Source organism: Wolbachia endosymbiont (group B) of Chorthippus parallelus, from assembly GCF_947251815.1.
GTDB lineage: Bacteria > Pseudomonadota > Alphaproteobacteria > Rickettsiales > Anaplasmataceae > Wolbachia.
The window spans coordinates 521,236-546,147 of record NZ_OX366390.1 but is presented as its reverse complement, the minus strand read 5'-3'; the positions used below and the strand labels follow the sequence as shown (position 1 = coordinate 546,147).

The window sequence follows — 24,912 nt, the reverse complement described above, 5'->3', positions numbered from 1 at the left end:
ATGATTTATAGAATGCTTTATATAGTGTTATTTTGCCTACCATTTAATGATGTATACGCTGCTTCAGTTTTTCATAAAAGTTATGACACTGCATTAAATGGAGTAAGCAACTTCATGAATGAAGTGTTGTTTTTCAAGATCTTTCACGTACCATTTATAATTCTTTTATTGGCCTTTGGTTATATATTTCTAACACTACGTTTTAGATTTCTCAACATAAGGATGTTTAAGCATGCGTTCGCTATTTTATGTGGAAAATATGACACAGATCATCATGATGGTCACATTACGCATTTTCAGGCATTTGTAACCGCGCTATCAAGCACAGTAGGTCTTGGAACTGTTGCTGGTGTTGCAATTGCAATTTCAATGGGAGGGCCAGGAGCGGTACCTTGGATGATGATCACAGGCTTTTTTGGTATGTCTGCAAAGTTTGCTGAAGTAACTTTAGCATTCAGACACAGAACAGAAGGCCAGGAGCAGTTATTCAGTGGTCCCTTTCAATATATAAGAAATGGACTAGAGGAATTTGGATTTAAGAAGCTTGGTATTGTGATAGCTGCAATATATGCAGTGTTTTTTGTATTGTCAGGTCTTGGTGGAAGTGTAGCATTTCAGACTAATCAAATGGTTTCAATATTATCTGGCTATTCAAGCTGGATAGATAGTCATCCTTGGTTTCTCTCTTCCATAATTTCTACGTTACTTGCTCTGGTAATTATCGGTGGAATAAGGAGAATAGCTAGAGTATCTTCTGCACTAGTTCCTATTATGTCACTCATATATATTTTGAGCTGTGTCACAATCATTGCATTCAATATTCACAATTTTAGCAATACATTAAAAATATTGTTTTCCAGTATGATAGACTTCAATGCTGTTGGTGGTGGAGTAGTAGGAGCATTTGTCGCTGGGATTCAAAGGGCAATTTTTGCCAGTGAAGCAGGTGTTGGTTCTGCTGCAATTACTCACGCTGTAGCTAAAGATGAGGAGCCGGTTAGGACTGGTCTAGTTGCTATGATAGAACCATGCTTTGATACAATGTTAATTTGTTGTTTGACAGGAATAACAATAGTAATAACAGGCGCATACCAGACTGGCATTGGCGAGGGAATATTGATCACCCAAAAAGCATTTGAAACAGTTTCTTCTTGGTTTCCTATACTTTTAACCATCGCTGCGCCTTTGTTTGCGTTTTCCTCAGTAATTTCATTTGTATATTGTTGTGAAATGGGATGGCTGTATTTGTTTGGTGTAAAAAGTGTAGTAATATATCGTATAGCGGTGGTGGTAGTTGCATTTTTGTCAGGTTTGTCTAAAGATATAATGGCTATTGCTAATATTGGTGGGGCTTTATTCTCTTGTTTAGCACTCATCAATATGACAGCACTTATACTGTTTAGCAATCAGATTAACAATGAAGTCCAATGTTATCTAAAAAGGCTAAGGAATAATAAAATTAATTAAATTCTGGCATATGAAGGTACAACAACAGATGTCATTCCAGCGCCATCTTCTTTTCATAGCAAAATTCCCTTTTGTCATCCCAGTGCGTGACACTGGGATCTATTTTGCATATAGTTCCACCGTAGTGTTATATTTTAATGTAAAATTTTATATTTATCTACTAGATTCGTTTGCGAATAAAGTTCGCTGGATCCCAGTGTCACGCACTGGGATGACAAGAGAGAGGATGCTAGAATAATGGAGAAATATATAATTCTTATATTATCCTACATACTAGGTTCAATAACGTTTAGCTTAATTATTGCAAAAATAAATGGTATAAATTTAAGAGAAGTAGGTTCAGGAAACATTGGCGCTACAAATGTTGCAAGAACAGGAAATAAATTTCTTGCTGCTATTGCGTTATTTCTGGATACCTCTAAAGGGTTTATCGCAGTTTATACAGCACAACAATTTTGTGATAATAACGATTTTTATATATATGTATCTGCAATTTTAGCAGTTCTAGGGCATATGTTTCCTATTTGGCTAAGGTTCAATGGAGGAAAGGGGGTTGCAACAACTTTGGGAGTTTTAGTAGCACTTAACATTTCTATAGCATTAGCATTTGTATTTGTCTGGCTAATAGTATTTTTTATCTTTCGGTACTCCTCTCTTGCTTCCTTGGCTGCTAATGCAGCAGCTGTTATAGCATCTTTCTTTTTTCAAAAGGAGTTATTCCTTATACTACTCACTGTAGCGATATTAATTTTCTTGAAGCATTACAAAAATATTGCAAATCTTCTGCAAGGCAGAGAGCATAAGTTTCTATAAGCAATGAGATGTTAAATCACTGACACTTAAACTACGAGATAAACTGCTTGATGGTATTATTTTATCTTCTTTATTTAAGATTGTAATTTTTACTCTTGTTATACTCTCTACTTCTTGAGGTATTAAAAATTCATCTTCAATGAATCTTTGCTTCACTTCTTGTATTTTTTCATAAAGTGTGGTTACATTGCGCTTATTTTGATTATAAATATCTTCAATCTCTATCTCTAGCCTGTGTGAAGCTTCTTTTTTTAACATGTTATTTATCGCTGCTTCTGTTATTGCTAGTTTTTCTTGCAGAATTTTCTTTATTTCTTCTTTATCGTCTCTGCTATTTTTACTCAGTTCCGTGTATACCCTATAACACCTTTTCTCTAGTGGTAACATTCTTAAACTATCTAACATTCTGTCTACTTGACCCTTAATAGTCTTCTTGGCTTTCAATTTTAATTCTTTTACTTCTTCTTTTATTATTTTGCTAGCTATTCTCTTAGCTTCAGTTAAAGATGAGTCCTTGAGAAAAAAATCTGTTCTAAGTAAATTTTGGTTTAAAAGCTCCAAAAAGACTTTTCCTTTGATGTTTTCGAGTTGATCGTCTAAACCATCCCCCTGTAGTTTATTTGTTATGTGCTGAGACAGCGCAAAGTGCTCTAATTTATTTAACTTTACAGAGTTAATATTTTTCATTAACGTCAGCACAATTTGTTCACTATATTGAGAAGTAAAACTCAGTAAATTTCTCATTAAGGAAATACTTACTTCTGCAATAAAATCATCAACTATTTTTTGACTTTTATCATCTTCATAATTATTTTGGGCGTTATGCCAAGCCCTAAGAATTTCTTTACTGTTCTTCTTATTTTTTAGCCTGTCTAACATAAACTTACGTGCTTCATTTTCTGCTTCTGTAAGGAGCATTTGTCTAGGTGGTGTAAATTTAATCTCTGGATCGGAATGAATACCCTCTAATGTACTTAACATTCTGTAGATAACACCAGTAAAACATGTGTTAGGAATTCGTTCTTTTCTAGAGAAAGTTTGGCTATCTAGTAAATTTGCAATCAACGCGTCTTTTTTATTTTTTACATCTTCTCTATCTCCATCATTGCAAGCTCTCAGAACTAACAGAAGAATTTGTCCACCAGTGAAGCCAGAGCTATGTTTCTCATTACCTTTGCAAAAATCTTGCAAAAACATTACTAATTTTCCCTTATTCTCATTACTAAATGGTTGGCCATCAAGCATATGTAAGTGATTTATATATTCAATAAATTCTTTAAATCCCTCATTATTAATAGTGTCTTCAGATACTTGTTCAGTATATTTATCTTTTAATTTGTCAATATTTTTAATGATATCATTATTTAATTGATGGAGCAGTAAATGCTCATAAGTACCATCAAACTTATTTGTCATACTGCGAGTATTTTCTTTTATGCCTTCTAAAAAGAAACTTATAGCAGCTTTGAGTAACGTAAATGGATTAAAATCCTTTGGCCTTAATTCACTTTGTAATAGAATTAAAACCATTGCAAGTGGTATTGTTGCAAGTAACGAAACGAGCAGAAAAGTAGTTGTAAAGGTTAGATATGTTACAGAACCAAAAAATAAAAGGAAAGATGCTATCTTAATTTTATTTTTCTCAAAAAATATTTCCCAATATTCCTTTTTACTTATTTTTTCCTGCTTTGCAGCTTTTATGTCTTTATAAACGTAAAAAGTTTTTATTTCAGATCTAAAAAACAATGTGGCAAAAGATAAAAAGACATTGGCAGGATTAACTAAAATGCTTAAAGAAACAAAAGCTGCGAAGTAACTTGCTGTCTTTAATCTGTAAGAATCCTTTCCAGGAAATTGTATTTGGGAAATACCTATCATAGCCTACTCTCTATAATATTATGATATTGTAGTAATAACAAATAGCCTATAGATGTCAATGCTTAAGTATTTTACTGTCTACGCACTCATCGTATTCAATTTCAACTGTAGAGTGTGCAATTTCAAATCTATTTAATAGTATTTTTTTTATCTCATACAAAATATTAGTGTGTTGTCCATTTTGCTTTATCTTGGCATGCATAGTAAGTATAAAATAATTATCAGATAGTGACCATGCATGTATATGATGCACATCTATCACTTCAGGTAACTTAGATACAATCTCACTTTTTATCTCCTCAGCAGATACACTCTCAGGTGTACCTTCAAGGAGTATATGGCAAGAATTCTTGAGAATTTTATAGCCACTGTTTAAGATTATTACACTGACAAATACTGACAAAATAGGGTCCACTATTTGCCATCCGGTAAACATGATAATTATGGATGCAAGTATAGCAGCTACAGAACCTAAAATATCTCCGATAACATGTAATACAGCACTTTTTATGTTTATATTACTTTCGCATTTACTATGTAATATAAAAAAGACTATAATGTTAGAGATTAGGCCAAGTGTGGCAATTATTAGCATTACTTTCCATTCCACATTGACTGGACAAATGAATCTCTTTATTGATTCAATTATAATGACCGCTGCAATGAAAAATAGAGTTAAACCATTAACAAATGCTGCAATTATCTGCAATCTGTGATACCCATATGACCTCTGTAAATCAGATTTCTTAACTGAAAATTTGTGTGCTATCCAGCTTAAAACCAAGGCAAAAAGATCAGTGAGCATATGTCCTGCATCTGATAACAGAGCAAGCGAATGTGAAATTATTCCACCTGCTATCTCCATAAGCATTGTTATTGCAACTATTATTATGGAATAAATTAAGCGCTTGGACTCTGCTATTGAGTGTTTGCCATTGTGTACTGCTGTCATATAAAATCTTTTTATGAGCAAAAATCGTGGGTAACACTGGGCTCGAACCAGCGACCCCTTGCACGTCAAGCAAGTGCTCTACCAACTGAGCTAATTACCCATCGTAGCTTTAGTATAGTGCTTCAGTGGAATGGAAGTCAATTTGCTTTTAGACTCCTTGCTGAATGAAATTCTTTGACAAATTTCCATAAGTGTTGAAAGTATCAAAAATGGCGTGATATAAGGTGATCAACGACATGTAAGTTACCTCCTGATAGTAAGAACGTAAAAAAAGAGTCATTAAGATCTAATGTAAACTGTAATAGTGCTATCTTAAATCCGTCTAAGTTATTCCTGATTTTGTAAATAAGAAGCTGTTTATATAAATATACACTTTCATTTATGTCCAAGTTGATGTAATTTATTTGAAAATGGTAGGAAAATTTAGTATATCGTGAAAATAGCTATATTAGACTACTTTTGCCACATTTATATACGAACTAATTTACCTGACTTTGTTGCAGCAATTTGAAGCTTCTATTTTTACAACCATGTATTTATGCGGCTTGCTCTTATAAAGGTGGGTATTTCTTGCAATTTTAAGAAGGTAAATAAACAAATTTCTTGTAACGCTACAGGGTTTAGTATTTTTTATAAATCTTTACTTAACTTATTAAAATCTTGATAGTTATTATAATATTTGCTACACATTTATATTGTATTACCGTGCTTTCATAAAGATATAGTATTGGTGATGTAATGAAAAATGTTTCAAAATAGTAGAGGAATAAATGATTGATCATTATAAAGTATTAGAAGTAGAAAGAAATGCTACTCAAGACGAGATAAAAAAAGCATATCGAAAATTAGCATTTAAGTTTCATCCAGATAAATTTCCTGAAATAGGAGATCTCAATATGTTAAAAGCAAAGACACACCTTTCAGAAGCAGAAAGAGATCAACTAATTCAACTGAAAAAAATTTTAAAGAGCGCGAGGAAAAGTTCAAAAAGATATCAGTAGCATTCGAAGTATTATCTGATCCAGCAAAAAAAAGCCGGTACGATAATGAAAAGGATCCTAGTCAACAAACTTATGATGGACACTCATCATGGGAACAACAAGAGTCAGAGAAAAGACATCAAGAAAATAAAAATCCAATAATTCCTATGTCTTTAGTAATACTTTCAATATCTACGACAATAACCTTAAGCACTAGTCTTGGAAAATCAAAAGTAGGTGAAGTTGTTGCAGCAACACTTGGAGGACTGCTATCTATGCCAGTCGTAAATAATTTAGAAAATATACTGAAGTCAAAGTCAGATGATCCTGAAGAAAGACAGAAGGCAAAGTTAACTGCAGATAATTTAAAAAAAATATTAAAGCCAATTAGTACAAAAAATATTGTATTATCAGGAGTTATTGCAGGATTATGTACATCGATTTCTTACATCATCTTTAATACTCATAAAGAATCATTCAAATCTGGCCTTATAACTGTAGCTGCAACTGCAATTGGGGGTGGAGTTGGTGCTGCATTGTCAAGAACTATTTCTACAAAATTGGAAAATGTTGACACTGAACAACCAAATATCCCAGGACAGAGCATATAGCTACTCTCTCCTTTATCGTTACCCCGGTGTTATGATACTGGGGTAACACCTTTCGCTATGTAAATTAGCTAAAATGTTCATACAGTTTTTACTGAAATGACATTATTCACTGCTTCCTATATAGTTTGAAGACATGCTCTTAGCAGCTGCTTGAGGTCAGCTATAGAATTTTAGCCACATTCTAAATGTTACATATTAAGTTAACTATCTATACTTTTTTATTAAGATATAAATTATACCAATATGAGAATTTACGCTTTTTTATAGAGGTTAAATGTAAGATTGAAACATATTTTAAAAAATTAAAAATAAAATGGAGGACGAGATGTCTAATTATATATCAAGATAAACTAGGGTTATAAAAGATGAATTGCAGACAACAGGTAGGGTTAGAACAAATGATGATCAATCTGTTGAAAACGTAAAGATCACAAATGACCATGCCTTTTATAAACTTATTTGTGAAAAGCGAGCTCATGGAGATGTTTCAACGGAGCAGTTTAATTCACTATATTATGATATCTCTGAGAAGATGATAAAAAAACCTTTTACTATTCAAGAAATAAATGACTTCTGCAAGGAAAAAGGTATTCCTTTATTTACAACGGATGAATTGCTTACTCTTGTACCGAAGGATGAAACAAAATGTTACGCAGACTACGAAGTAAACTCAGTAAGGGGTCATGATCATGGATATATGGCTGATCAGATTAATATTAAAGCTTCATATATAGAGAAAAATTTAATCGATCACCAGGACTATCAAAATTACATTGTGGACTCAGATTCATACTATAAATTTATATACAAAAAATCCACATTAGAAACTCTAAGAGATAGAGCTCTTGATATGTTTAATGACGGCAAAACTGAAGAGCAAGTTAGGGAGTATTTAAATAGAATAAATACTAGCAATAAAATAATCAGAGAAGTTAAAGAATCACTAGAAAATATCCCTGAAGGAAGCTTTAAGGGATGGCTCGATGACCCATTAAATAAAGGATATACGAATGTAGAGTATCATGTGTTATATGAAAAAATCTCTGAAGAACTTGTGCACACTAGTATGAGTATCGATCAAATTAAAGGAATATATAATCAGTATGGTATAATACCTCCAACAGAGAGTGAACTTAGAGGGATGAAAAAAGTTCAGGAGGAAACAAGATCAAGTGAGCATTATGAACAAAAAACAGGTTTAACATTCCAAGGTAGAATAAATCTAAACGTTACAGATGATAGTGCTGAAAATGAGTTTAATCTAAACATTGATCTGTTTCAGGACAAAAGTTTTGAAGATTTTATTGATCAGAACAACGATGGTGTTATTAATAGCGAAGATCTTATTGATCAAAATAACGATGGTGTTATCAATAATGAAGGTCTTCTTAAAGCATTAGAAGACACCGTCAAAACATTCAATGAAGTCTTTGGAATAAAGAAAGATAACAATCCACTCTTAGCACATGGAAACGTTGCTAATTTTAGATTGTTCCTGTTTGAAAATAAGGAAAGTTATGAGGATTTTTTAAGTAAAGGGTACTCCGGAAAAATACCAGGTGGTGGTGCAGCAGAATCCTCTGATAATAACTATATCAGTAATATGTATTCTCATGCTGAAAATGGGAGAAATAATGGCGATTTTACCCATGATGGAAAAGTAGATCACAATGATTATAATTACGTTATAAAGCATGAGCTTGTCCATGCATTAACATTCTATTTAACTTCTAAGCTTGATCTTGGCAAAGTTTTAATGGAAGGGTTAGCAGAGTACGTAACACACTTAACAGAAGGAGAAAAACTTGCTGATTTTGCAAAACTTGTTGGCGAAAAATACAAGGAGCATACTTTAGAGGAGATAATTAAAGGAGCTATTGATCCTTATCAAACAGGCGCAGCAGCTATTGCATATATCGAAGAAACTTATCCGAATTTCATTGATAATTTACTTTACGCAGCAACAGAAGATAGGAAAACTCTAAATGGTCGTTTTTACTTCAAGGAAATGATGACAAAGACCTATGAAAGCGAAGGAGAAAAAATCAAAAACGGGGAAGGGTTTTCTAATTGGGTAAAAGCTAACTCAAGCACAGAAGATAGCGCTGTTGAATCTCACCATATTCAATATGATCAACAAGACGAAGAAAATGAAGTACACTCAAAAGAACAAGTAAATGAATATAATGCACCCATTTGTCTAGACCATTTTTTTCAAAGTGATCCGATTTTTAAAATGAATATGTTGATAAATACGTCGACACACATTTAAAGTATTTATCAATATATTCATTTACTGTTTATGATAATAAAGATCAGCAGGAACTTTATAATGTAGAGTCTGATGTCGCCTTTTATAGTTATACCAACCAACAAAATCGTTTATTATAAGATTCAAATCTCTGATACTATTTGGTCTATAATAATATATAGCTTCTTGCTTTAAAGTTCTCCATAAACGCTCAACAAATATATTGTCGAAGCAACGTCCTTTATGATCCATACTAATTTTAATATTAGCACGCTCTAATTCCATAATAAAGTTGTAGCTAGTAAACTGCACTCCTTGATCACTATTAAAAATCTCAGGTTTACCTTGTTTTAGAGCTTCTTTGAGAGTATAAAGGCAAAATCCAGCATCGAGATATGGTGATAATGAATGAGCAATAATATAGCGACTATACAAGTCCATTATTGCCACAAAATAGACAAACTTACCTTCTACCATAATATATAGTAGCCCATACCTGATTAACTCTACAAATAATCAAATCTTTGAGTAAATAAGGATATATTTTATGCTTTTTTTCTTTAATACTTGTATTACATCTTTTTCTACAATACAGCCCACTAATCTTCATTTTTTTCATAATTCTTAAGATTTTTTTGTGATTGACTACTACTCCACTCGCTATGATTTCAGCAGTAATTTTACGATATCCATAACGGCAATCAGAAGCCAAATATACTTCTTGAATCAAATTTCACTTTCGTTATTAATTATATGCCTATAATATAGGCTAGATCTGCAAATCCCCAGTAAATCAGCCTGTTTCCTAATTGATAGATCAGAATCTTTTTCTATAAACCTTACTCTATCTTTTTTGCTTATTTCAGTAATTTTTTTTTCAAATAACTATTTTCCACTGTCAATTCTCCTATTACTTTATGTAAACTTTCTATTTCTTGCGCTAAGATTCTTTGTTTTCTCGCACTTTCACTTTCTTCAACAAATAGGTCTTTTAACCTTGCCAATACTCTATCACGCCAATCATATAGATTTGTTGATGGTATTTTATATTCACTACATATCTCAGATGTGCTTTTTTGATTTTTTATTGCTTCCAAAGCTATCTTTGCTTTTAACTCTGGTTCATATTTTTTTGTTGCCATACTTTTACCCCTTTACCTTCCTACTCGGATCAACCATTTTTTTTTGGTCTAGTTTATGGGGTGCATTATAGAAGATAGAGCTACTACTGGTTCATTTCGTGGTTTGGAAGTACCTAAAAAACCAGTAATGCATGCCCAAAATGAAGAAAAAATTGTTCTAAAAGACACAATCTTGAAAATAGCACAGAACTATGATCGAGATTCAGAAGGAAAGCATAAGGCAAATGTAACCATAGATTATAATGATGTAAAAGCTTTGTATGATAGGGCAGAAGGAGCAGAAAAGCAATCTGTGTTAGATTTTTGGAACAAACTGCACACATCAGAATACAAGGTTGGTGCTTTGCCGGAAGACAAATACTATTTTGAAAAAGGCAAATTCGTAATCCACGATAGTGATACGAAAAAGCTTATAGTGTTACCTGAAGATAAGGTGTCCATCAAGATAATGAAGGATGGTGATAGTTATAGTTTAGCTATATCAAGTGGTAATGGCAAAGTAATAAGCAGCATTAGTAAAATAGATAATCCAAATTACGAATTGCTGTCAGATTCAAGTCATTTCAATTCAGGGGAGCAAGATAATATTGTATTATCAGATCAACATCACGAATATAATCTTTATCTAGAGAATGGCTTTGTGAAAATGTTTGATTACACAAGCGACCACATTTATCACGACCACAACTCGGCCTATATCTAATATACAAGGAGGGCCCTGCCCTCTTCTTGTCATTCAAGTAGCTGACACTGGTTCACCTTATGATGGTGTCATACCAGTGCTCAGACACTGGCATCCAGTTAAATTTGCAAGTATAAAAGTAATCAAAGTTTCTTATGATGGAAAAGTGGATTCCAGTGTCACGCACTGTAATGACACCAAAGGAGTTACTAGGATAACATAGTCTGCTACATACTTAGATCACAAGAGAAGAATTCTGAAGCGAAAAGCTTCAAGGAAATCTTATGCAAAATCTAGTATTTACGGAATTTATATTATTTTCATGCACATTATGGTTTTTATAATTAACGGAAAGTGATATGGCTAGTTTAACTTTTAAAGACAACTCTGGAGCAAATGTACCATCCCCTAACATTAAAAGCATAATTTATGAAGATGCTGCACAGAATAAGTATACCTTTGGTGTAGACAATGCTACTAATGTTTTCAACACTTTTAAGTATGAACCTAATGGTGCTGCTGAAATAGATTACAGTGCTACAGCAACAAACTTCATGACTGGAGGTGCAATTGCTACATTATTAGGTATTGGAACTAACGTAGGTGCAATAAAAACTAAGACTGATTCTATTCCAGCTGACTTAAGCGCTGACTTAGTTACCATAAAAACTCAAGTCGGAACAGATCTGATATCAGGAATAAAGGCTAAGACTGATAAGATGCCTGACGATTTAGGAACTGAGTTAGGTAAGTTAGCTACATCTGCTGAACTAGCTTCTTTGGCTAAAACTGCTGACGTTGCTGCTATAAAGGCTAAGACTGATACTATTCCAGCTAACTTAAGCGCTGACTTAACTACGATAAAAACTCAAGTCGGAACAGATCTGATATCAGGAATAAAGGCTAAGACTGATAAGATTACAGATACCTTAGGAGCTGATGTTACTGCTATAAAGGCTAAGACTGATACTATTCCAGCTAACTTAAGCGCTGACTTAACTACGATAAAAACTCAAGTCGGAACAGATCTGATATCAGGAATAAAGGCTAAGACTGATAAGATTACAGATACCTTAGGAGCTGATGTCATTGCTATAAAGGCTAAGACTGATACTATTCCAGCTAACTTAAGCGCTGACTTAACTACGATAAAAACTCAAGTCGGAACAGATCTGATATCAGGAATAAAGGCTAAGACTGATAAGATGCCTGACGATCTAGGAACTGAGTTAGGTAAGTTAGCAAAATCTGCTGAACTAGCTCCTTTAGCTAAAACTGCTGATGTTACTGCAATAAGGGCTAAGACTGATAAGATGCCTGACGATTTACAAGAAGAATTAGATGCATTGCCTGGATTTGAATATATAGATACATTAGTGGTTCCACTGGCTAAAACTGCTGACGTTGCTGCTATAAAGGCTAAAACTGATAAGATTCCTGACGATTTAGGAGCTGAATTAGGTAAGTTAGCAAAATCTGCTGAATTAGCTCCTTTGGCTAAATCTGCTGATGTTGCTGCTATAAAGGCTAAGACTGATAAGATGCCTGCTGACTTAAACGCTGAGTTAATTAAGTTAACTACAATAGGAAATGCTATAAATGGTAATGGTAACGTCACTGAAGCTGCTAAAGCTGTACTAGAGAGCAGTTTCAAGCAAGCTATCACGGATGCTGGGCAAGAAGGTAGTGAATGGCTTAGAAATGAGATAAAAGAGATAGTGTCACAGCCATCCTTCGAGATTCCAAAAGATTCAAGTGAAGCACTTTCTTGGGATTGGTAATTTAAGTGCTGGTGAATGACATAGTACGATGTCATTCACTGTTGTCATTCCAGTATCACATGCTGGAATGACATCCTTGTTTTATTGCAACTAATTTGCAGTGATTTTTGTTTTAATGTAGATGGAATATAGTCCTATTGATGCTGCGTTTGAAACATTTAGACTATCAATTACGTTTGACATTGGGATTTTTAAAAGATAATCACAAGTTTCTTTAACTAGTCTCCGCATTCCTTTCTCTTCAGAACCAAAAACGATCACTCTTTTTTCTCCAAAGCTCTTTATTTCCTCTATATCCTCTCCGGCATTGCAATCAAACCCATAACACCAATAGCCGACCTCTTTTAAATACTCCATAGTTTTCACTATATTTGTAACGTATATTAGCGGAACAATATCCAATGCTCCACTTGCTGCTTTTGCAATAGATGCATTCTCACTCGGTGAATGGTTATGTGGTAAAACCAATGCGTTGACATTAAAACAAGCTGAGGTTCTTAAAATCGACCCTATATTGTGTGTATCAGTAATTTGATCTAAAATGACTATAGTAGAGTTTTCACCTGATCTTTCAGCTATTTCTTCAATATTTAAGCTGTGAAAAATAGGAGTAACTTTTAAAGCAATTCCTTGGTGATTTACACCTTTGGGTAAAACATCATTGAACATTTTGTTCTCTACCAGTCGAGCTTTAATGCCCTTACTATCTGCACATTGTTTAATTTCTTTCTCAAATTCTCTGTAGAAATTTTCTGTTACTAACAGTTCTATACACCGCCTATTTTTGTTTCTTAATGCTGAAATACAAGTGTGCTTTCCATATATCCAACAGTTTTCATTAGCTTTTGATGATTTCATCTCATTATTAAAAATCAGATTTTTATAGAATAAGCAATATTTTACTGTGTTTATATATTGTTGTAAAATTATGCAGTTTAATTAATGAATTTATGTCAGATGATGAGTTAGATTGGCAAAAAAATGTTAAGCCAATAGAATGTGGCAAAGTTACTTTGAAAGTTGATCACAAAGTAAATATAAAATCTATGATTGATAAAGGTATCTCTGGCTTACAAGAAAATTTTCTTAATACTGATAATGGTGATTCATCATTTTGTCTTGACTACAATACAAAATTAAAGATCGATAGGGGCAAATATTTTATAAGCGATAAACTCGATTTGCATGGCTATAGTATAGATAATGCTTATTGTAAATTGATAGATTTTATTATCAAAAATTATCAAGCAGGGAATAGGTGCTTATTGGTAATTACGGGGCATGGTAATAGTACAGATAAAATAGACACTATAAAGAATAGCTTAAATAAGTGGTTGAATGACACAAAAGTTCGAAATATGATCTTATACTATCAGCAAGCCATAAAAAAACATGGTGGCAAAGGAGCTTTTTATGTCTTATTAAGAAGAAATAAAGGTTAATTTTAGAGTACCTATTTAGGAGTACCTTTCTTAGAATTCACGTGTTGAAGAATGATTTCTGCTAAACCTTTACTAATTCCAGGTACGTTTTGAATTTCAGCTAGAGAAGCTTTGCTTATGTTTTCTACCGAACCAAAATGAGACATGAGTGCCTTCTTTCTTTTACTGCCAACACCAGATATTTTACTTAATTGTGAAGCAAAAAACTGTTTATCGCGTTTTTTTCTATGCGAAGTTATCGCAAAACGGTGAGCTTCATTACGCAGCAATTGTAAATAAAGCATGACCTTGCTGTCACTTGCTAGAGTAAATTCTTCTCTGCTCGGCACATAAAATCTTTCATTTCCTGCATTACGATCATGACCTTTTGCCATACAAGCAAAAGGAACGTTTATATTCAATATCTCCAACACATTCTGCACTATGGAAACATGTCCTGGCCCACCATCTATCAGTAAAAAATCAGGAATGATGTCTTTTATATTGCCAGAGAAACGTCTAGTCAGCACTTCTCTCATCATTTTATAGTCATCACCTGAAATTTCTTCTTTTATAGTAAATTTTTTGTATTCACTTTTTAAAAAACCTTCCTGCCCTGCAACAATCATCACACCAACTTGTTGATTTCCAGATATATGGCTATTATCATAAACCTCGATACGCTTTGGAATATTTGGTAACAAAAAGATTTTGCTAAGCTCTTCGAGCTTTTCTAGGTTATTTCTATAATCAGTAAGCTTCTGCTCTAGGCTATGCTTAGAATTATTGTAAATAAAATTCAACAAATCACGCTCTTTACTATTTTTCGCATGCAAAACTTTTATTGGTTTCTGAGTAAGAGCATAAAGTGCTTGTTCTATAATTTCCTTATCCACAATAGAATATGGAACGTAAATTTGTGCTGGTGGGGTGTTAACTGGATTATACAAATTGACCAAAAAGGTGGATAAAATTTCATCATTTAAATGATCACTACAATTCTCAACAAAGTAAGGAATGCTTCCATAATTGCCTTTATCTCTGAACGATAATACACCAATGCATGCTAAGTCTGCTTCACGTACAACGCTAAAGAAATCTGCATCTTCTTCAAAAGAAAAATCCATTGGCTGCATTTGAATTTGCTGAAGAAATTTCAATCGATCTCTATAGACAGCAGCAAGCTCGTAGTTCATTTCCCTGCTGCACTTTTCCATTGTAGAAAATAGCTGTCTTTGCACTTCTTTATTCCTTCCTAGCAGAGTATCTTGTGCTTGTTTTACTGATTTGCAGTAATCATCTTTTGTAATTTTATCTACGCATGGTGCTGAACAGCGCTTAACTTGATACTCAAGACATGGTCTTTTTGTTGAAGAGAAATATTGATCTGAACATACTCTTAAGAGAAAAGCTTTTTGCAATGATAATATAGTGTTCTTAACAGCAGCGGCAGATGGAAAAGGGCCGTAGTAATGAAACTCATTCTTCTTAAACTTACCTCTATATTTCGCTATTCTTGGATAATCATGCTTAGAAATTGTTATATAAGGATAAGATTTTCCATCCCTAAGCAAAATATTATAAGATGGTTTTAACGATTTTATTAACTGTGCTTCAAGAAGCAATGCTTCGATTTCATTCTCAGTGATGAATATTTCAACCTTAATAACCTGTGAGATCATTACTCTGATTCGTTCAGAAAGGTTTTCGAATTGAAGGTAGTCGGATAATCTCGACTTCAAGTTTTTTGCTTTACCAATGTATAAAACCTTATTCTTATCTCCAACCATCTTATAAACGCCACAGGATTGTGGAGATGATTTGATTTGTTCCTTATATTGCCTGAGCATTTATCAATTGTTTAACCTGTATAAGGTTAAACTCTGCTACTAAATGAAAGGTAGAAACAACATTTGCAAGCAAAGATAACCTGTTTATTCTAAGCTCATTAGAATCACAGTTAATCTTTACATTGTCCATAAATTGATTGATAAATGGAGCAAAACGAGCAAGTTCATCAAGCGCTGTATTAAAGTCGTTATTTTCTATCGCTTGTTTTATGTTTTTACAAGCATCTATAGCACAATTTGATAGCGCAATCTCCTCATTTTCAATCAAAAACTTCTTACTGTAAGATGCATTATAAGTAGTGCCATCACTTTTTTTTACTTTGCTTATTATGTTACTGACTCTTTTGTAAGTGCCTAGAACTTGTTCACCTTCTTTTGTACTAAGATAATGATCCAATATCACAGTTTGCTTTTCTGCTACCAGCAGATCATTAATATCAATTTTATATAGTATTGAATCTACAACATCTTGCCTTATATTTCTATTTTTTAAAATAACCTTGAACCTTTCTAAGCAGAATTTAAATACTAGTTCTGAAATTTGTTTTTCACTTGGCTTATCAACTGGAGTTATATTTTTATTCAATAGAAGCCTTGAACATAAAGATACTGACTTATCTATCAGCAATCTAATTGGAATATGCAAATTATTTTCAAGTATTGTTCTAATTATACCAATTGTCATTCTCCGCAAACCAAACTGATCATACGAACCAGAGATTTTCTCACCTGCTGCAATTAAACCAACCAAACTATCCATCTTGTCTGCAATAGCTACAGCAATCGCAGTAGGAGATTTAGGACATTCTTGCTCCGATCCAATTGGCTTATAGTGCTCAGTTATAGCTTCTACTACTTCTTTATCTTCTTGAAAATAAGAAGCGTAGTATCCACTCATTACTCCTTGCAATCCCGGAAATTCTTTCACTATCAACGTTGCAAGATCTGCCTTTGCTAAATATGCAGCACGTTCAACTTTAATTAATGAAGCATGTGGAATAAATATCGCTATATACTTTGAAAGAGCGATAATACGCTTCACTTTTTCTTCTACGCTACCGAGCGAAGCATGAAATGAAATAGAGCTCAATTTTTTGACATAGTAATCTAGGTTTTCCTTCTTGTCTTGAGATATCAAAAACTGGGCATCAGCAAGACGTGCTTCTAATATTCTTTCATGACCTTTGACAACTTCATTATTGTTAACATTTACAACAGTAACAAAATGTGATATTTTCTGTCCATCACTTAAAGCAAGATACTTTTGCTGCGTATTAATTATACTAAGTATTACTTCCTTCGGTAATTCTGATGATTTTACTTTACCAAATAATACTATTGGCCACTCTATAAGCCCTGCCAATTCATTAAGTAAATAATCATTTTTTTCAAGTTGTAAGTTCTCCTCTTTTGTAAACTTATTAATCTGATCTAGTATAAATTGCTTTCTTTTGTCCAACTGGAGAATGACATTATTTTTTTCTAACAATTCAAAATAGTCTTTGGGTGTTTTAACAGTAAGTACTGCATCACCTGAAAGAAACCTATGACCACACGTCACGTTGCATGCTGTAACCCCTGCAAAAGATATAGGTATTATTTCGTCATTTAAAATACATAGAATATTTTTAATTGGCCTAACCCATCTCTCTTTTCTTTCACTCCATCTCATACTCTTTGGCCAAGAAAAGTTTTTTAGCATTTCCTCCAGTTGATTTTTGAGAAACCCGTTGATGTTAAATAAGCAGCTTTCTCTCTTAATGAAGTAAAAATCTTCATCATTTACTTTGCGAATGAGTAAATCTTCTTCACCTTTCCGATTTTTTCTCAAAAAACCTTCGATAGCACTTTTCGGTGCATTAACTCTTGGTCCTTTAATTTCATTGTTAGAATCTTTTAGCTCTAAAGCACTTATGCCATCAATAAAAAGAGCAATGCGACGTGCAGTCACATAAACTTCTATAGATGCAAATTTCACATTATTTTTACTAAAAGCATTAGTGATATAGCTCTTAACCTGAGCTGCAGATGAATTCTGCATTCTTGATGGAATTTCTTCTGAAAGACATTCAAACAATAATTGTGACAACATATTCTACTTTGCTCTATATAATTCACAGCATTTTTTTGTTAACTCTCTCACTCTACCAATATAGGCTGTACGTTCATTCACACCAAGCACACCTCTTGCATCAAGTAGATTAAGTAGATGGCTCGTTTTAATACATTGGTCATAAGCTGCTATCGGCAATTCTTTTTCAACAAGGAATTTACACAGTTTTTCTGTATCCTCAAACTGCTGTTGTACTACTTTAGTATCATAATAATCAAGTGCCAGGTAAGAAAACTCTCGCTCTCTTTGTTTAAAAATATCTCCATAAGTTACACCATTATCGTTCCACATTATGTCGTAAACATTATCTACACCCTGTATGCACATTGCTAAACGCTCTAACCCATATGCTACTTCACCAGGAATTATTCTGCAGTCAATACCTCCCACTTGCTGTATATAAGTAAGTTGTGTTACTTCCATTCCGTTGCATGTAACCTCCCAACCAAGACCGGATGCACCAACACTTGGGTTTTCCCAATCATCTTCAATAAACTTAATATCATATTCTTTTGTCGATACACCAAGAGCTTTTAAGCTATTTAAGTAAACATCTTGCAAATTGCTGCCAGATGGTTTTATTATAACTTGGTATTGATGATGCTGATATAAGCGATTAGGGTTGTCGCCATAACGCCCATCTGTAGGTCTTATTACTGGTTGTAGATACGCAATTTTTGTTGATTTTTCGTCAATTGCTGACATGATTGTTGCGGGATGTAGTGTTCCAGCTCCAACTTCAGACGTATATGAATGAAGTATAGTACACCCTTCATCTGCCCAAAAATCTTGTAATCCCTTTATTATATCCTGTAGATTCACGCAAACTGTATATCTTTTAAACTGAATACATAAGCAAATAAGTACTATTCTATACTTATTTTTTTAATAGTGCCATGAAAATAGTCACTCAAGGCTATTGAACTTTCTTTTACATACTCAAATATGCTTTTGTTTAGAACAATCGCATCATGCATAGTCAGATCGCAGAATATAAATGCAGTCAAGTACAATAAAATCACTGCATAAAACACATGAAAAATCCCTTCAAATGTGATTGATATTGCATTGTTATAACTAAGCTGTATCGTACTTATCGGCCATGGTTTTATTACTTCTACAATATTAAAAAATAAATAAGGTATTATAAAGAAAAAGAACAAATGCATAAGATCATTAAACCAAAATGGACATTTAAGTATTGCCTTGCATATACTTAAATAGAATTTACTTACAATATAATAAATTGACATTATTGCCGGCATCGAAAGCGCAACAGTCATCACCTGTCCTGATGCTATTTGTACTACTATATTCTCATCACTGCTGGCTGAAGGATCTTGAATGTGAAAAATGGATATTGCAACTAATTGCAGCACTAACATAACTATTGCTAGCTTGGTAAAAATAGCAGCTACAACTATGCCTGAATTCGGCATTTTATATAGTATAAAATCACCTCCGTATGTAAGCATTAATATAATGTCGGTAATAAATAATATTAGAAAAGAAGACCAATAATGCTGCCAACCCGGTAAATATCCTACTCCTAAAAAAGAGCTTAATATTTTGGCAGGAAAAACCTTGCCTAGCATCTTACCCAAAAATTGAAAAAAAATCCCCATGTCCTAACTAACACTTGACTTATATTTTTCACAATACTGAATTGTAATGGACTTATCAATACACTTCTTGCATAGAAAAAAGGCAAATAGTTAAAAACGATCTAAACCGTTGCCCCTTTATACTAGTAGCCTCCTTTTTTGTCATCCCAGTGCTCCGACACTGGGATCCAGCCTTTCTTACCAATAAAAACTTAGAATAAGATCTCCTTTGTGCTCAAAAAATTCCTGGATTCCAGTGTCAGCTACTTGAATGACATCTTTAATCTCCGTATAGCTATGCGTCACGCGCTGGCCTGAAGCTTTAACTATAAATAGTAAAAAATTTACCAAGCGAGAAAAAGGCAAAAGAATCCCCTAGTAGTGAGTTTTGACCCTATAATAATGTAAATTGGCATTGTAATAATGTGCTAACGCTTATTTTAAGCGCATTTTGGCTGAATGTAGAAAAAATAAAAAAGACATGCAGCCGCTATAATTTTATGTAATCTGCCAATATATACCTGAGTTTTTTACTGAATTTTGTTGTTAAATCTGCAGAGATTAAAAACAAGGATAAATACTCTTATTGATATGATAAGGAAAGTGGGAAGGTTTGTCAAGTCACTTCAGCCAGCTACCTACTTAGATGTTCCAGACTGCTAAGTAGATACCAAATTTTTTGCAACATCAAGTGCAGCATAGGTAAATATTGCACTTGCACCTGCACGTTTAAAACCAATTAAGGACTCATAAATCACTCTGTTATAATCCAGCCAGCCATTATTTGCTGCAGCTTTTATCATTGCGTATTCACCGCTTACTTGGTAAGCAAAAATCGGAAAATTAAACTTTTCACTTGCTGTTTTTATTACATCTAAGTATGGCATACCCGGCTTTATCATAATAAAATCTGCACCTTCATCTATATCCATTTCGATTTCGCAGATTGCTTCGCGTGCATTTCTATAATCCATTTGATAACCACTTTTGTCGATGAAATTTGATGATGCGCACGAACCGACAACTTGCCTGAATGGCGCATAGAAGCTAGAACAGTACTTTACTGCATAGGACAATATTGACACATTCTGAAAGTTATTATCATCCAATGTTTTTCTTATTTTTCCTATCCTGCCATCCATCATATCAGAAGGAGCAACTATATCGCATCCTGCTTTTGCTAAAACAAGTGCTTGCTTACATAATGCTGACACAGTCTCGTCATTTTCTACATCTATCCTACTGCTTTTTAAAATGCCATCATGACCGTGAGTAGTGTATGGGTCTAGTGCAATGTCTGCAATAATGCCAATATCCGGTACATTTGATTTTACAGCACAAATTGCTTTACAGATTAAATTGTCAGGATTGTACGCTTCCTCGGCGTTTTCAGATTTTAGTTTACTATCAACTACAGGAAAAATTGCAACAGCATTAATCCCCGAGTCCTTAGCTTTCTGAATTATAGAAATTAATCCATCTATTGAATAACATTTGATATCAGGTAAGCCAGAAATTGGCTCAATTGTTTCTTCTCCGTCATGAACAAATAAGGGAAAAATCAAATCATTTACTGATAAAGTGCTTTCACTTGTTAAATTGCGAATCCACTTGCCTGAGCGCCTACGCCTTAACCTTGTATTTGGGAAATTAAACATTGGATCCAGGCAAATTCCCAGTAAAAAGCAACACTCCTGAAATGAGTATAACCCAAAGTACCGATATTGGCAAAAATACTTTCCAACCAAGACGCATTAATTGATCATAACGATAACGAGGTATTGTAGCTCTAATCCAAACAAATATAAACAAAAGTACAACTATCTTCAAAACAAACCAGATTAAACTAGGAATTTTATACAGCAAACTAAGCTCTAATGGAGGATACCACCCTCCTAGAAAGAATATTGTCATCATAGCGCTTGCTAAAATCATATTTGCATATTCTCCCAAGAAAAAGAGAGCAAAAGGCATTGATGAATACTCGACGTTATACCCAGAGACGAGCTCTGCTTCAGCTTCTGGTAAGTCAAATGGGTGACGATTAGTTTCGGCAAGCAAAGAAATAAAAAATATCATTCCTATAGGCATTAGTAATAAATCAATCCAAAATGGCATATTATGTTTCGCTACCACCATCTCTCCAAGATTTAATGTGCCAGTTGTAATAACAACTGTAGCAACTATTAGACCTATTGAAACTTCATATGAAATCATTTGAGCAGCTGACCTTATAGCGCCAAGAAATGCGTAATTAGAATTACTAGACCAGCCTGCAATAATAATGCCATATATTCCCAAAGAGGATATAGCTAGCACATAAAGCACTCCAACATTAATATTTGCTATTACCTTAGGGATTATTACCTGCTGTCCATTTTCTGTAGTTATTTCAGCTCCAAATGGTATAACTGCCCAGGAAATTAATGCTAAAATAAAGGTGATCATTGGAGCCATAATAAACAGTATTGTGTTTGCTCTAAATGGTATTATCGGCTCTTTAATTATCAATTTGATAGCATCTGCAAACGGCTGCAATAAACCAAATGGCCCTACTACACTTGGACCATGCCTTAGTTGAATTGCACCAATAACTTTACGCTCAAAGTACACTAAATATGCTACTGAAAGCAAAAGTGGAATAAGAAGAAAAAGAATATCAAATATCAAGTACATGCAACCCTAAATCAAAAAAATAGTTCATAATTGTGGCAATAAAAAATATAGCAAGTCCTCTAGACACAGCAGACAATGTCCCTATTGAAATCAATAGGACAACATTTTTCTGTACAGCATTTAGCTTAATAGAATAGTAAAATGATATGAATATGAATGACACTAGTGACATCATAATTAAGATCATTGTGAGAGGCAAATAATTCCCTCTTCCCTCGGTAACTATAATAAATGTTATTGCCATCCATACATATCCTTCAGTAAATAGTACAATAATATCATTGATAAAATAAAGTAGCTTATAAACGAACTGTTTTTCTAATGCATTTTGTTCTTTACACAAAAATATAGAGTTTAATTTTCGTTGAAAATATACCAGAATTATCAGTAATAATGGTGTTAGAATAAATAAAATATTAAGTAGATTGTTCATAAAAATCCTTAGTACAATCTGACATTATTTTTGAAGCGCGACTGATTGAATCCGTCATATAAAAATTACACTCCTTTAAAGTGAAAGGTGTATTACTTAAGCTTATCCCATCATTGCTAATTGGCACCCATGTGTTTTTTACCACTTGATCAGCATTTCTAAACTGTGGACCAATAGTGTCTAATTTTTTCCTAACATCAAATAAACTATCATATAGCAAGGAAAGACCCAAATATTGGGATAAATTTTTTATAATCAACCAATCTTCCTTTGCTTCACCAGGAGGAAAAACAGCTAAATTTGTTCTCTGTACTCGCCCTTCAGTATTTACATAAGTTGCATATTTTTCTGTGTATGCAGCTCCAGGTAGAATGACATCTGCTATATGCGCTCCCCTATCACCATGATGTCCTTGATAAATTACAAATGTATTTTCTAATTTTGATGTATCAATTTCATCTGCGCCAAGAAGATAAACAACTTCCACCTCACCACTTTCTGCCTGCTTTAGTATCTGATTAATGTCTTTTCCACCTTTGCTAGGAACAAATCCAATATCTAGTCCACCAACCCTTGCTGCAGCCTTATGTAGTACGTTAAAGCCATTCCAGTTATCTCTGATCATGTTAAATTTTTCTGCAATTTTGCCAGTTAGCGCTAAAATTGATTCAGAATCATCTCTTACTAATGCATCTTGACCGATGATGAGCATAGGATTTGAGGCAACACTCAGCAACTTGCAAAATTTATGATTTCCTTTTGCTATTTCGTCTAAGATATTTGGGTTATTGCCTAACCTCTCAACATGGTATAAATACTCAACGTTAGGGCCAATGCTTGCAATAGGAAAATTGCCTTGTAAATATCTCTTTCTCAATCTTGCATTAATGATTGGTGCTTCTATCCTTGGATTTGTATTTATAAGCAGACATAAATCTGCATTTTCTATACCCTCGATAGTGGTATTGAACACATAAGATCCACGATTACTTGATATAAGATTTGCACCATCTTGCCTGCAGTCTATATTCCCCGAACCAAGCTTCTGCATCACTTCTTTGAGTAGAAGCATAGACTCACAATCTGCTAAATCACCTGCAATTGCAGCTATTTTGTTTGATTTCGTATTCTTTAGTTTCTTTGCAGCAAAAGCCAATGCTTCATTCCAATCAACTGGAATTAATTTGCTCTCTTTTTTTATATAAGGTCGATCGAGGCGTTGTACTTTGAGTCCATCGTAAGCAAAACGAGTTTTGTCTGATATCCATTCTTCGTTCACTTCTTCATTGAGTCTTGGCAATATTCGCATAACTTCAGGACCACGATAATCAACTCTAATACTGCTTCCTACAGCATCCAGCACATCTATAGTTTCGCAATGTGATAGCTCCCATGGGCGCGCTGTAAAAGAGTAAGGCTTTGAAGTTAAGGCTCCCACAGGGCAGAGATCTATAATATTCCCAGATAATTCAGAGCTAATATGCCTTTTTATGTAAGTACTAATCTCTATATTCTCTCCCCTTCCGATTCCTCCAAGTTCGTTTGTACCTGCAACATCAGACAAGAATCTAACACACCGAGTGCAATGAATGCATCTATTCATTGCAGTTTCAACCAGCGGACCAAAATGTTTTTTTGGCACAGCTCTTTTATGCTCATCAAGTCTGCTTATTCCTTTTCCATAAACCATTGTTATATCTTGCAAATCGCACTCACCACCTTGATCACAAATTGGACAATCAAGTGGATGATTAATTAGTAAAAACTCGAGCACTCCTTCACGTGCCTTTTTTACCTTGGTAGTGTCGGTGTGAATCACCATACCCTCTGCAACTGGCATTGCGCAGGAAGCTACTGGTTTTGGAGGACCACCCTCCACTTCAACTAAACACATTCTGCAGTTACCAGCAATTGCTAAACGCTCATGATAACAAAAACGTGGAATTTCAATGCCCACAGCTTCACAAGCTTGGATTATAGTGAGCCCATGCTCTACTTCACATTCCTTAGAATTAATAGTAACTTTCACTATACAGCTTCCCACTTTATAGGGTTACCACTTACCTCATCTTCAACTAGATTGCCGTTATCGTATTGAGCAGACATATAGTTCATACGTGAATCACGGTCTATATACTTAACCGGTTTTACCGGTTTATCCTTATACATTTTTTGTTCAGCTTTCTTACGTTGAGTAGGGTTATTTTTACTAGCTGTTTTCGCTTTCCCACCTGCTGCCATATAAACTCCTAAAAACT

At 33.9% G+C, this 24,912-nt stretch carries 18 protein-coding genes, 1 tRNA gene and 2 pseudogenes; 8 read left to right on the top strand and 13 right to left on the bottom strand.

Annotated elements, in window-relative coordinates; all coding sequences use genetic code 11:
• Together OPS21_RS02345 and plsY are read left to right on the top strand one after the other, a co-directional pair.
• On the top strand, positions 1–1,467 hold the full coding sequence (locus OPS21_RS02345) for an alanine/glycine:cation symporter family protein (RefSeq protein WP_264336898.1): 1,467 nt from the start codon (positions 1–3) through the stop codon (positions 1,465–1,467).
• Positions 1,468–1,704: 237 nt separating this feature from the next.
• Complete coding sequence (gene plsY / locus OPS21_RS02340; protein WP_264336897.1) at positions 1,705–2,280, top strand: glycerol-3-phosphate 1-O-acyltransferase PlsY; 576 nt, start codon at positions 1,705–1,707, stop codon at positions 2,278–2,280.
• On the opposite strand, the gene OPS21_RS02335 is transcribed toward plsY, so the two are convergent.
• The 3 genes from OPS21_RS02335 to OPS21_RS02325 form a co-directional block, all read right to left on the bottom strand.
• Positions 2,275–4,158 (bottom strand): hypothetical protein, encoded by a 1,884-nt coding sequence (locus OPS21_RS02335; RefSeq protein ID WP_264336896.1) that lies wholly within the window; start codon positions 4,156–4,158, stop codon positions 2,275–2,277. The genes plsY and OPS21_RS02335 overlap by 6 nt on opposite strands.
• A 55-nt stretch (positions 4,159–4,213) precedes the next feature.
• Positions 4,214–5,110 carry a cation diffusion facilitator family transporter gene (locus OPS21_RS02330; RefSeq protein WP_264336895.1) on the bottom strand — a complete coding sequence of 299 codons (897 nt, stop codon included), beginning with the start codon at positions 5,108–5,110 and terminating at the stop codon, positions 4,214–4,216.
• Between the two features lie 27 nt (positions 5,111–5,137).
• Positions 5,138–5,210 (bottom strand) — tRNA-Val (locus OPS21_RS02325).
• Between the two features lie 670 nt (positions 5,211–5,880).
• On the opposite strand from OPS21_RS02325, the pseudogene OPS21_RS02320 reads away from it, so the two are divergent.
• The 3 genes and pseudogenes from OPS21_RS02320 to OPS21_RS02310 form a co-directional block, all read left to right on the top strand.
• Positions 5,881–6,155, top strand: a pseudogene (locus OPS21_RS02320) (DnaJ domain-containing protein); the annotation flags it as partial.
• 102 nt (positions 6,156–6,257) lie between these two features.
• Positions 6,258–6,701 (top strand): hypothetical protein, encoded by a 444-nt coding sequence (locus OPS21_RS02315; RefSeq protein WP_264337286.1) that lies wholly within the window; start codon positions 6,258–6,260, stop codon positions 6,699–6,701.
• Positions 6,702–7,071: 370 nt separating this feature from the next.
• A complete protein-coding gene (locus tag OPS21_RS02310; protein ID WP_264336894.1) occupies positions 7,072–8,973 on the top strand; it encodes a hypothetical protein in 1,902 nt (633 codons plus the stop codon).
• 21 nt (positions 8,974–8,994) lie between these two features.
• Here OPS21_RS02310 and OPS21_RS02305 read toward each other — a convergent pair.
• Positions 8,995–10,094 (bottom strand): annotated as a pseudogene (locus tag OPS21_RS02305) (IS3 family transposase).
• A 55-nt stretch (positions 10,095–10,149) separates the two neighbouring features.
• On the opposite strand from OPS21_RS02305, the gene OPS21_RS02300 reads away from it, so the two are divergent.
• Together OPS21_RS02300 and OPS21_RS02295 are read left to right on the top strand one after the other, a co-directional pair.
• On the top strand, positions 10,150–10,797 hold the full coding sequence (locus tag OPS21_RS02300; protein ID WP_264336893.1) for a hypothetical protein: 648 nt from the start codon (positions 10,150–10,152) through the stop codon (positions 10,795–10,797).
• A gap of 338 nt (positions 10,798–11,135) precedes the next feature.
• Positions 11,136–12,557: a hypothetical protein gene (locus OPS21_RS02295; protein WP_264336892.1), complete on the top strand. Its 1,422-nt coding sequence runs from the start codon at positions 11,136–11,138 to the stop codon at positions 12,555–12,557.
• 90 nt (positions 12,558–12,647) lie between these two features.
• Here OPS21_RS02295 and rlmB read toward each other — a convergent pair whose 3' ends face one another.
• Entirely contained in the window at positions 12,648–13,415 is a 768-nt protein-coding gene (rlmB, locus tag OPS21_RS02290) for a 23S rRNA (guanosine(2251)-2'-O)-methyltransferase RlmB (RefSeq protein ID WP_264336891.1), read from the bottom strand.
• 92 nt (positions 13,416–13,507) lie between these two features.
• Here rlmB and OPS21_RS02285 point away from each other — a divergent pair, with 92 nt between their 5' ends.
• The gene (locus OPS21_RS02285; protein ID WP_264336890.1) at positions 13,508–13,999 is read left to right on the top strand and encodes a Smr/MutS family protein; all 492 of its coding nucleotides are present in this window, start codon (positions 13,508–13,510) and stop codon (positions 13,997–13,999) included.
• Positions 14,000–14,010: 11 nt separating this feature from the next.
• Here OPS21_RS02285 and uvrC read toward each other — a convergent pair whose 3' ends face one another.
• The 8 genes from uvrC to OPS21_RS02245 all read right to left on the bottom strand — a co-directional run bounded on the left by uvrC (position 14,011) and on the right by OPS21_RS02245 (position 24,895).
• Positions 14,011–15,828 carry an excinuclease ABC subunit UvrC gene (gene uvrC, locus OPS21_RS02280; RefSeq protein ID WP_264336889.1) on the bottom strand — a complete coding sequence of 606 codons (1,818 nt, stop codon included), beginning with the start codon at positions 15,826–15,828 and terminating at the stop codon, positions 14,011–14,013.
• Complete coding sequence (gene glyS, locus OPS21_RS02275; RefSeq protein ID WP_264336888.1) at positions 15,812–17,920, bottom strand: glycine--tRNA ligase subunit beta; 2,109 nt, start codon at positions 17,918–17,920, stop codon at positions 15,812–15,814. The genes uvrC and glyS overlap by 17 nt, the downstream gene beginning before the upstream one ends.
• Before the next feature lie 3 nt (positions 17,921–17,923).
• On the bottom strand, positions 17,924–18,763 hold the full coding sequence (locus tag OPS21_RS02270) for a glycine--tRNA ligase subunit alpha (protein WP_264336887.1): 840 nt from the start codon (positions 18,761–18,763) through the stop codon (positions 17,924–17,926).
• Between the two features lie 44 nt (positions 18,764–18,807).
• Positions 18,808–19,566 (bottom strand): phosphatidylglycerophosphatase, encoded by a 759-nt coding sequence (locus OPS21_RS02265; RefSeq protein WP_264336886.1) that lies wholly within the window; start codon positions 19,564–19,566, stop codon positions 18,808–18,810.
• Between the two features lie 638 nt (positions 19,567–20,204).
• Positions 20,205–21,203 carry a porphobilinogen synthase gene (gene hemB / locus OPS21_RS02260; RefSeq protein WP_010404406.1) on the bottom strand — a complete coding sequence of 333 codons (999 nt, stop codon included), beginning with the start codon at positions 21,201–21,203 and terminating at the stop codon, positions 20,205–20,207.
• Positions 21,196–22,221, bottom strand: a complete 1,026-nt coding sequence (gene nuoH, locus OPS21_RS02255) for an NADH-quinone oxidoreductase subunit NuoH (protein WP_264336835.1) — start codon at positions 22,219–22,221, stop codon at positions 21,196–21,198. Before nuoH ends, hemB begins: the two co-directional genes overlap by 8 nt.
• A gap of 416 nt (positions 22,222–22,637) precedes the next feature.
• On the bottom strand, positions 22,638–24,686 hold the full coding sequence (gene nuoG / locus OPS21_RS02250) for an NADH-quinone oxidoreductase subunit NuoG (RefSeq protein WP_264336843.1): 2,049 nt from the start codon (positions 24,684–24,686) through the stop codon (positions 22,638–22,640).
• On the bottom strand, positions 24,683–24,895 hold the full coding sequence (locus OPS21_RS02245; protein ID WP_264336834.1) for a hypothetical protein: 213 nt from the start codon (positions 24,893–24,895) through the stop codon (positions 24,683–24,685). The genes nuoG and OPS21_RS02245 overlap by 4 nt, the downstream gene beginning before the upstream one ends.
• Between the last annotated feature and the right edge of the window lie 17 nt (positions 24,896–24,912).

What these genes read in the sequence shown, in the direction of transcription:
- OPS21_RS02300 (WP_264336893.1), top strand. Translation starts at nt 10,150, where the DNA reads ATGGGGTGCATTATAGAAGATAGAGCTACTACTGGTTCATTTCGTGGT.
- plsY (WP_264336897.1), top strand. Translation starts at nt 1,705, where the DNA reads ATGGAGAAATATATAATTCTTATATTATCCTACATACTAGGTTCAATA.
- OPS21_RS02295 (WP_264336892.1), top strand. Translation starts at nt 11,136, where the DNA reads ATGGCTAGTTTAACTTTTAAAGACAACTCTGGAGCAAATGTACCATCC.
- glyS (WP_264336888.1), bottom strand. Translation starts at nt 17,920, where the DNA reads ATGTTGTCACAATTATTGTTTGAATGTCTTTCAGAAGAAATTCCATCA.
- OPS21_RS02285 (WP_264336890.1), top strand. Translation starts at nt 13,508, where the DNA reads ATGTCAGATGATGAGTTAGATTGGCAAAAAAATGTTAAGCCAATAGAA.
- OPS21_RS02330 (WP_264336895.1), bottom strand. Translation starts at nt 5,110, where the DNA reads ATGACAGCAGTACACAATGGCAAACACTCAATAGCAGAGTCCAAGCGC.
- uvrC (WP_264336889.1), bottom strand. Translation starts at nt 15,828, where the DNA reads ATGCTCAGGCAATATAAGGAACAAATCAAATCATCTCCACAATCCTGT.
- OPS21_RS02345 (WP_264336898.1), top strand. Translation starts at nt 1, where the DNA reads ATGATTTATAGAATGCTTTATATAGTGTTATTTTGCCTACCATTTAAT.
- OPS21_RS02265 (WP_264336886.1), bottom strand. Translation starts at nt 19,566, where the DNA reads ATGGGGATTTTTTTTCAATTTTTGGGTAAGATGCTAGGCAAGGTTTTT.
- rlmB (WP_264336891.1), bottom strand. Translation starts at nt 13,415, where the DNA reads ATGAAATCATCAAAAGCTAATGAAAACTGTTGGATATATGGAAAGCAC.
- OPS21_RS02315 (WP_264337286.1), top strand. Translation starts at nt 6,258, where the DNA reads ATGTCTTTAGTAATACTTTCAATATCTACGACAATAACCTTAAGCACT.
- hemB (WP_010404406.1), bottom strand. Translation starts at nt 21,203, where the DNA reads ATGTTTAATTTCCCAAATACAAGGTTAAGGCGTAGGCGCTCAGGCAAG.
- OPS21_RS02245 (WP_264336834.1), bottom strand. Translation starts at nt 24,895, where the DNA reads ATGGCAGCAGGTGGGAAAGCGAAAACAGCTAGTAAAAATAACCCTACT.
- OPS21_RS02335 (WP_264336896.1), bottom strand. Translation starts at nt 4,158, where the DNA reads ATGATAGGTATTTCCCAAATACAATTTCCTGGAAAGGATTCTTACAGA.
- nuoH (WP_264336835.1), bottom strand. Translation starts at nt 22,221, where the DNA reads ATGTACTTGATATTTGATATTCTTTTTCTTCTTATTCCACTTTTGCTT.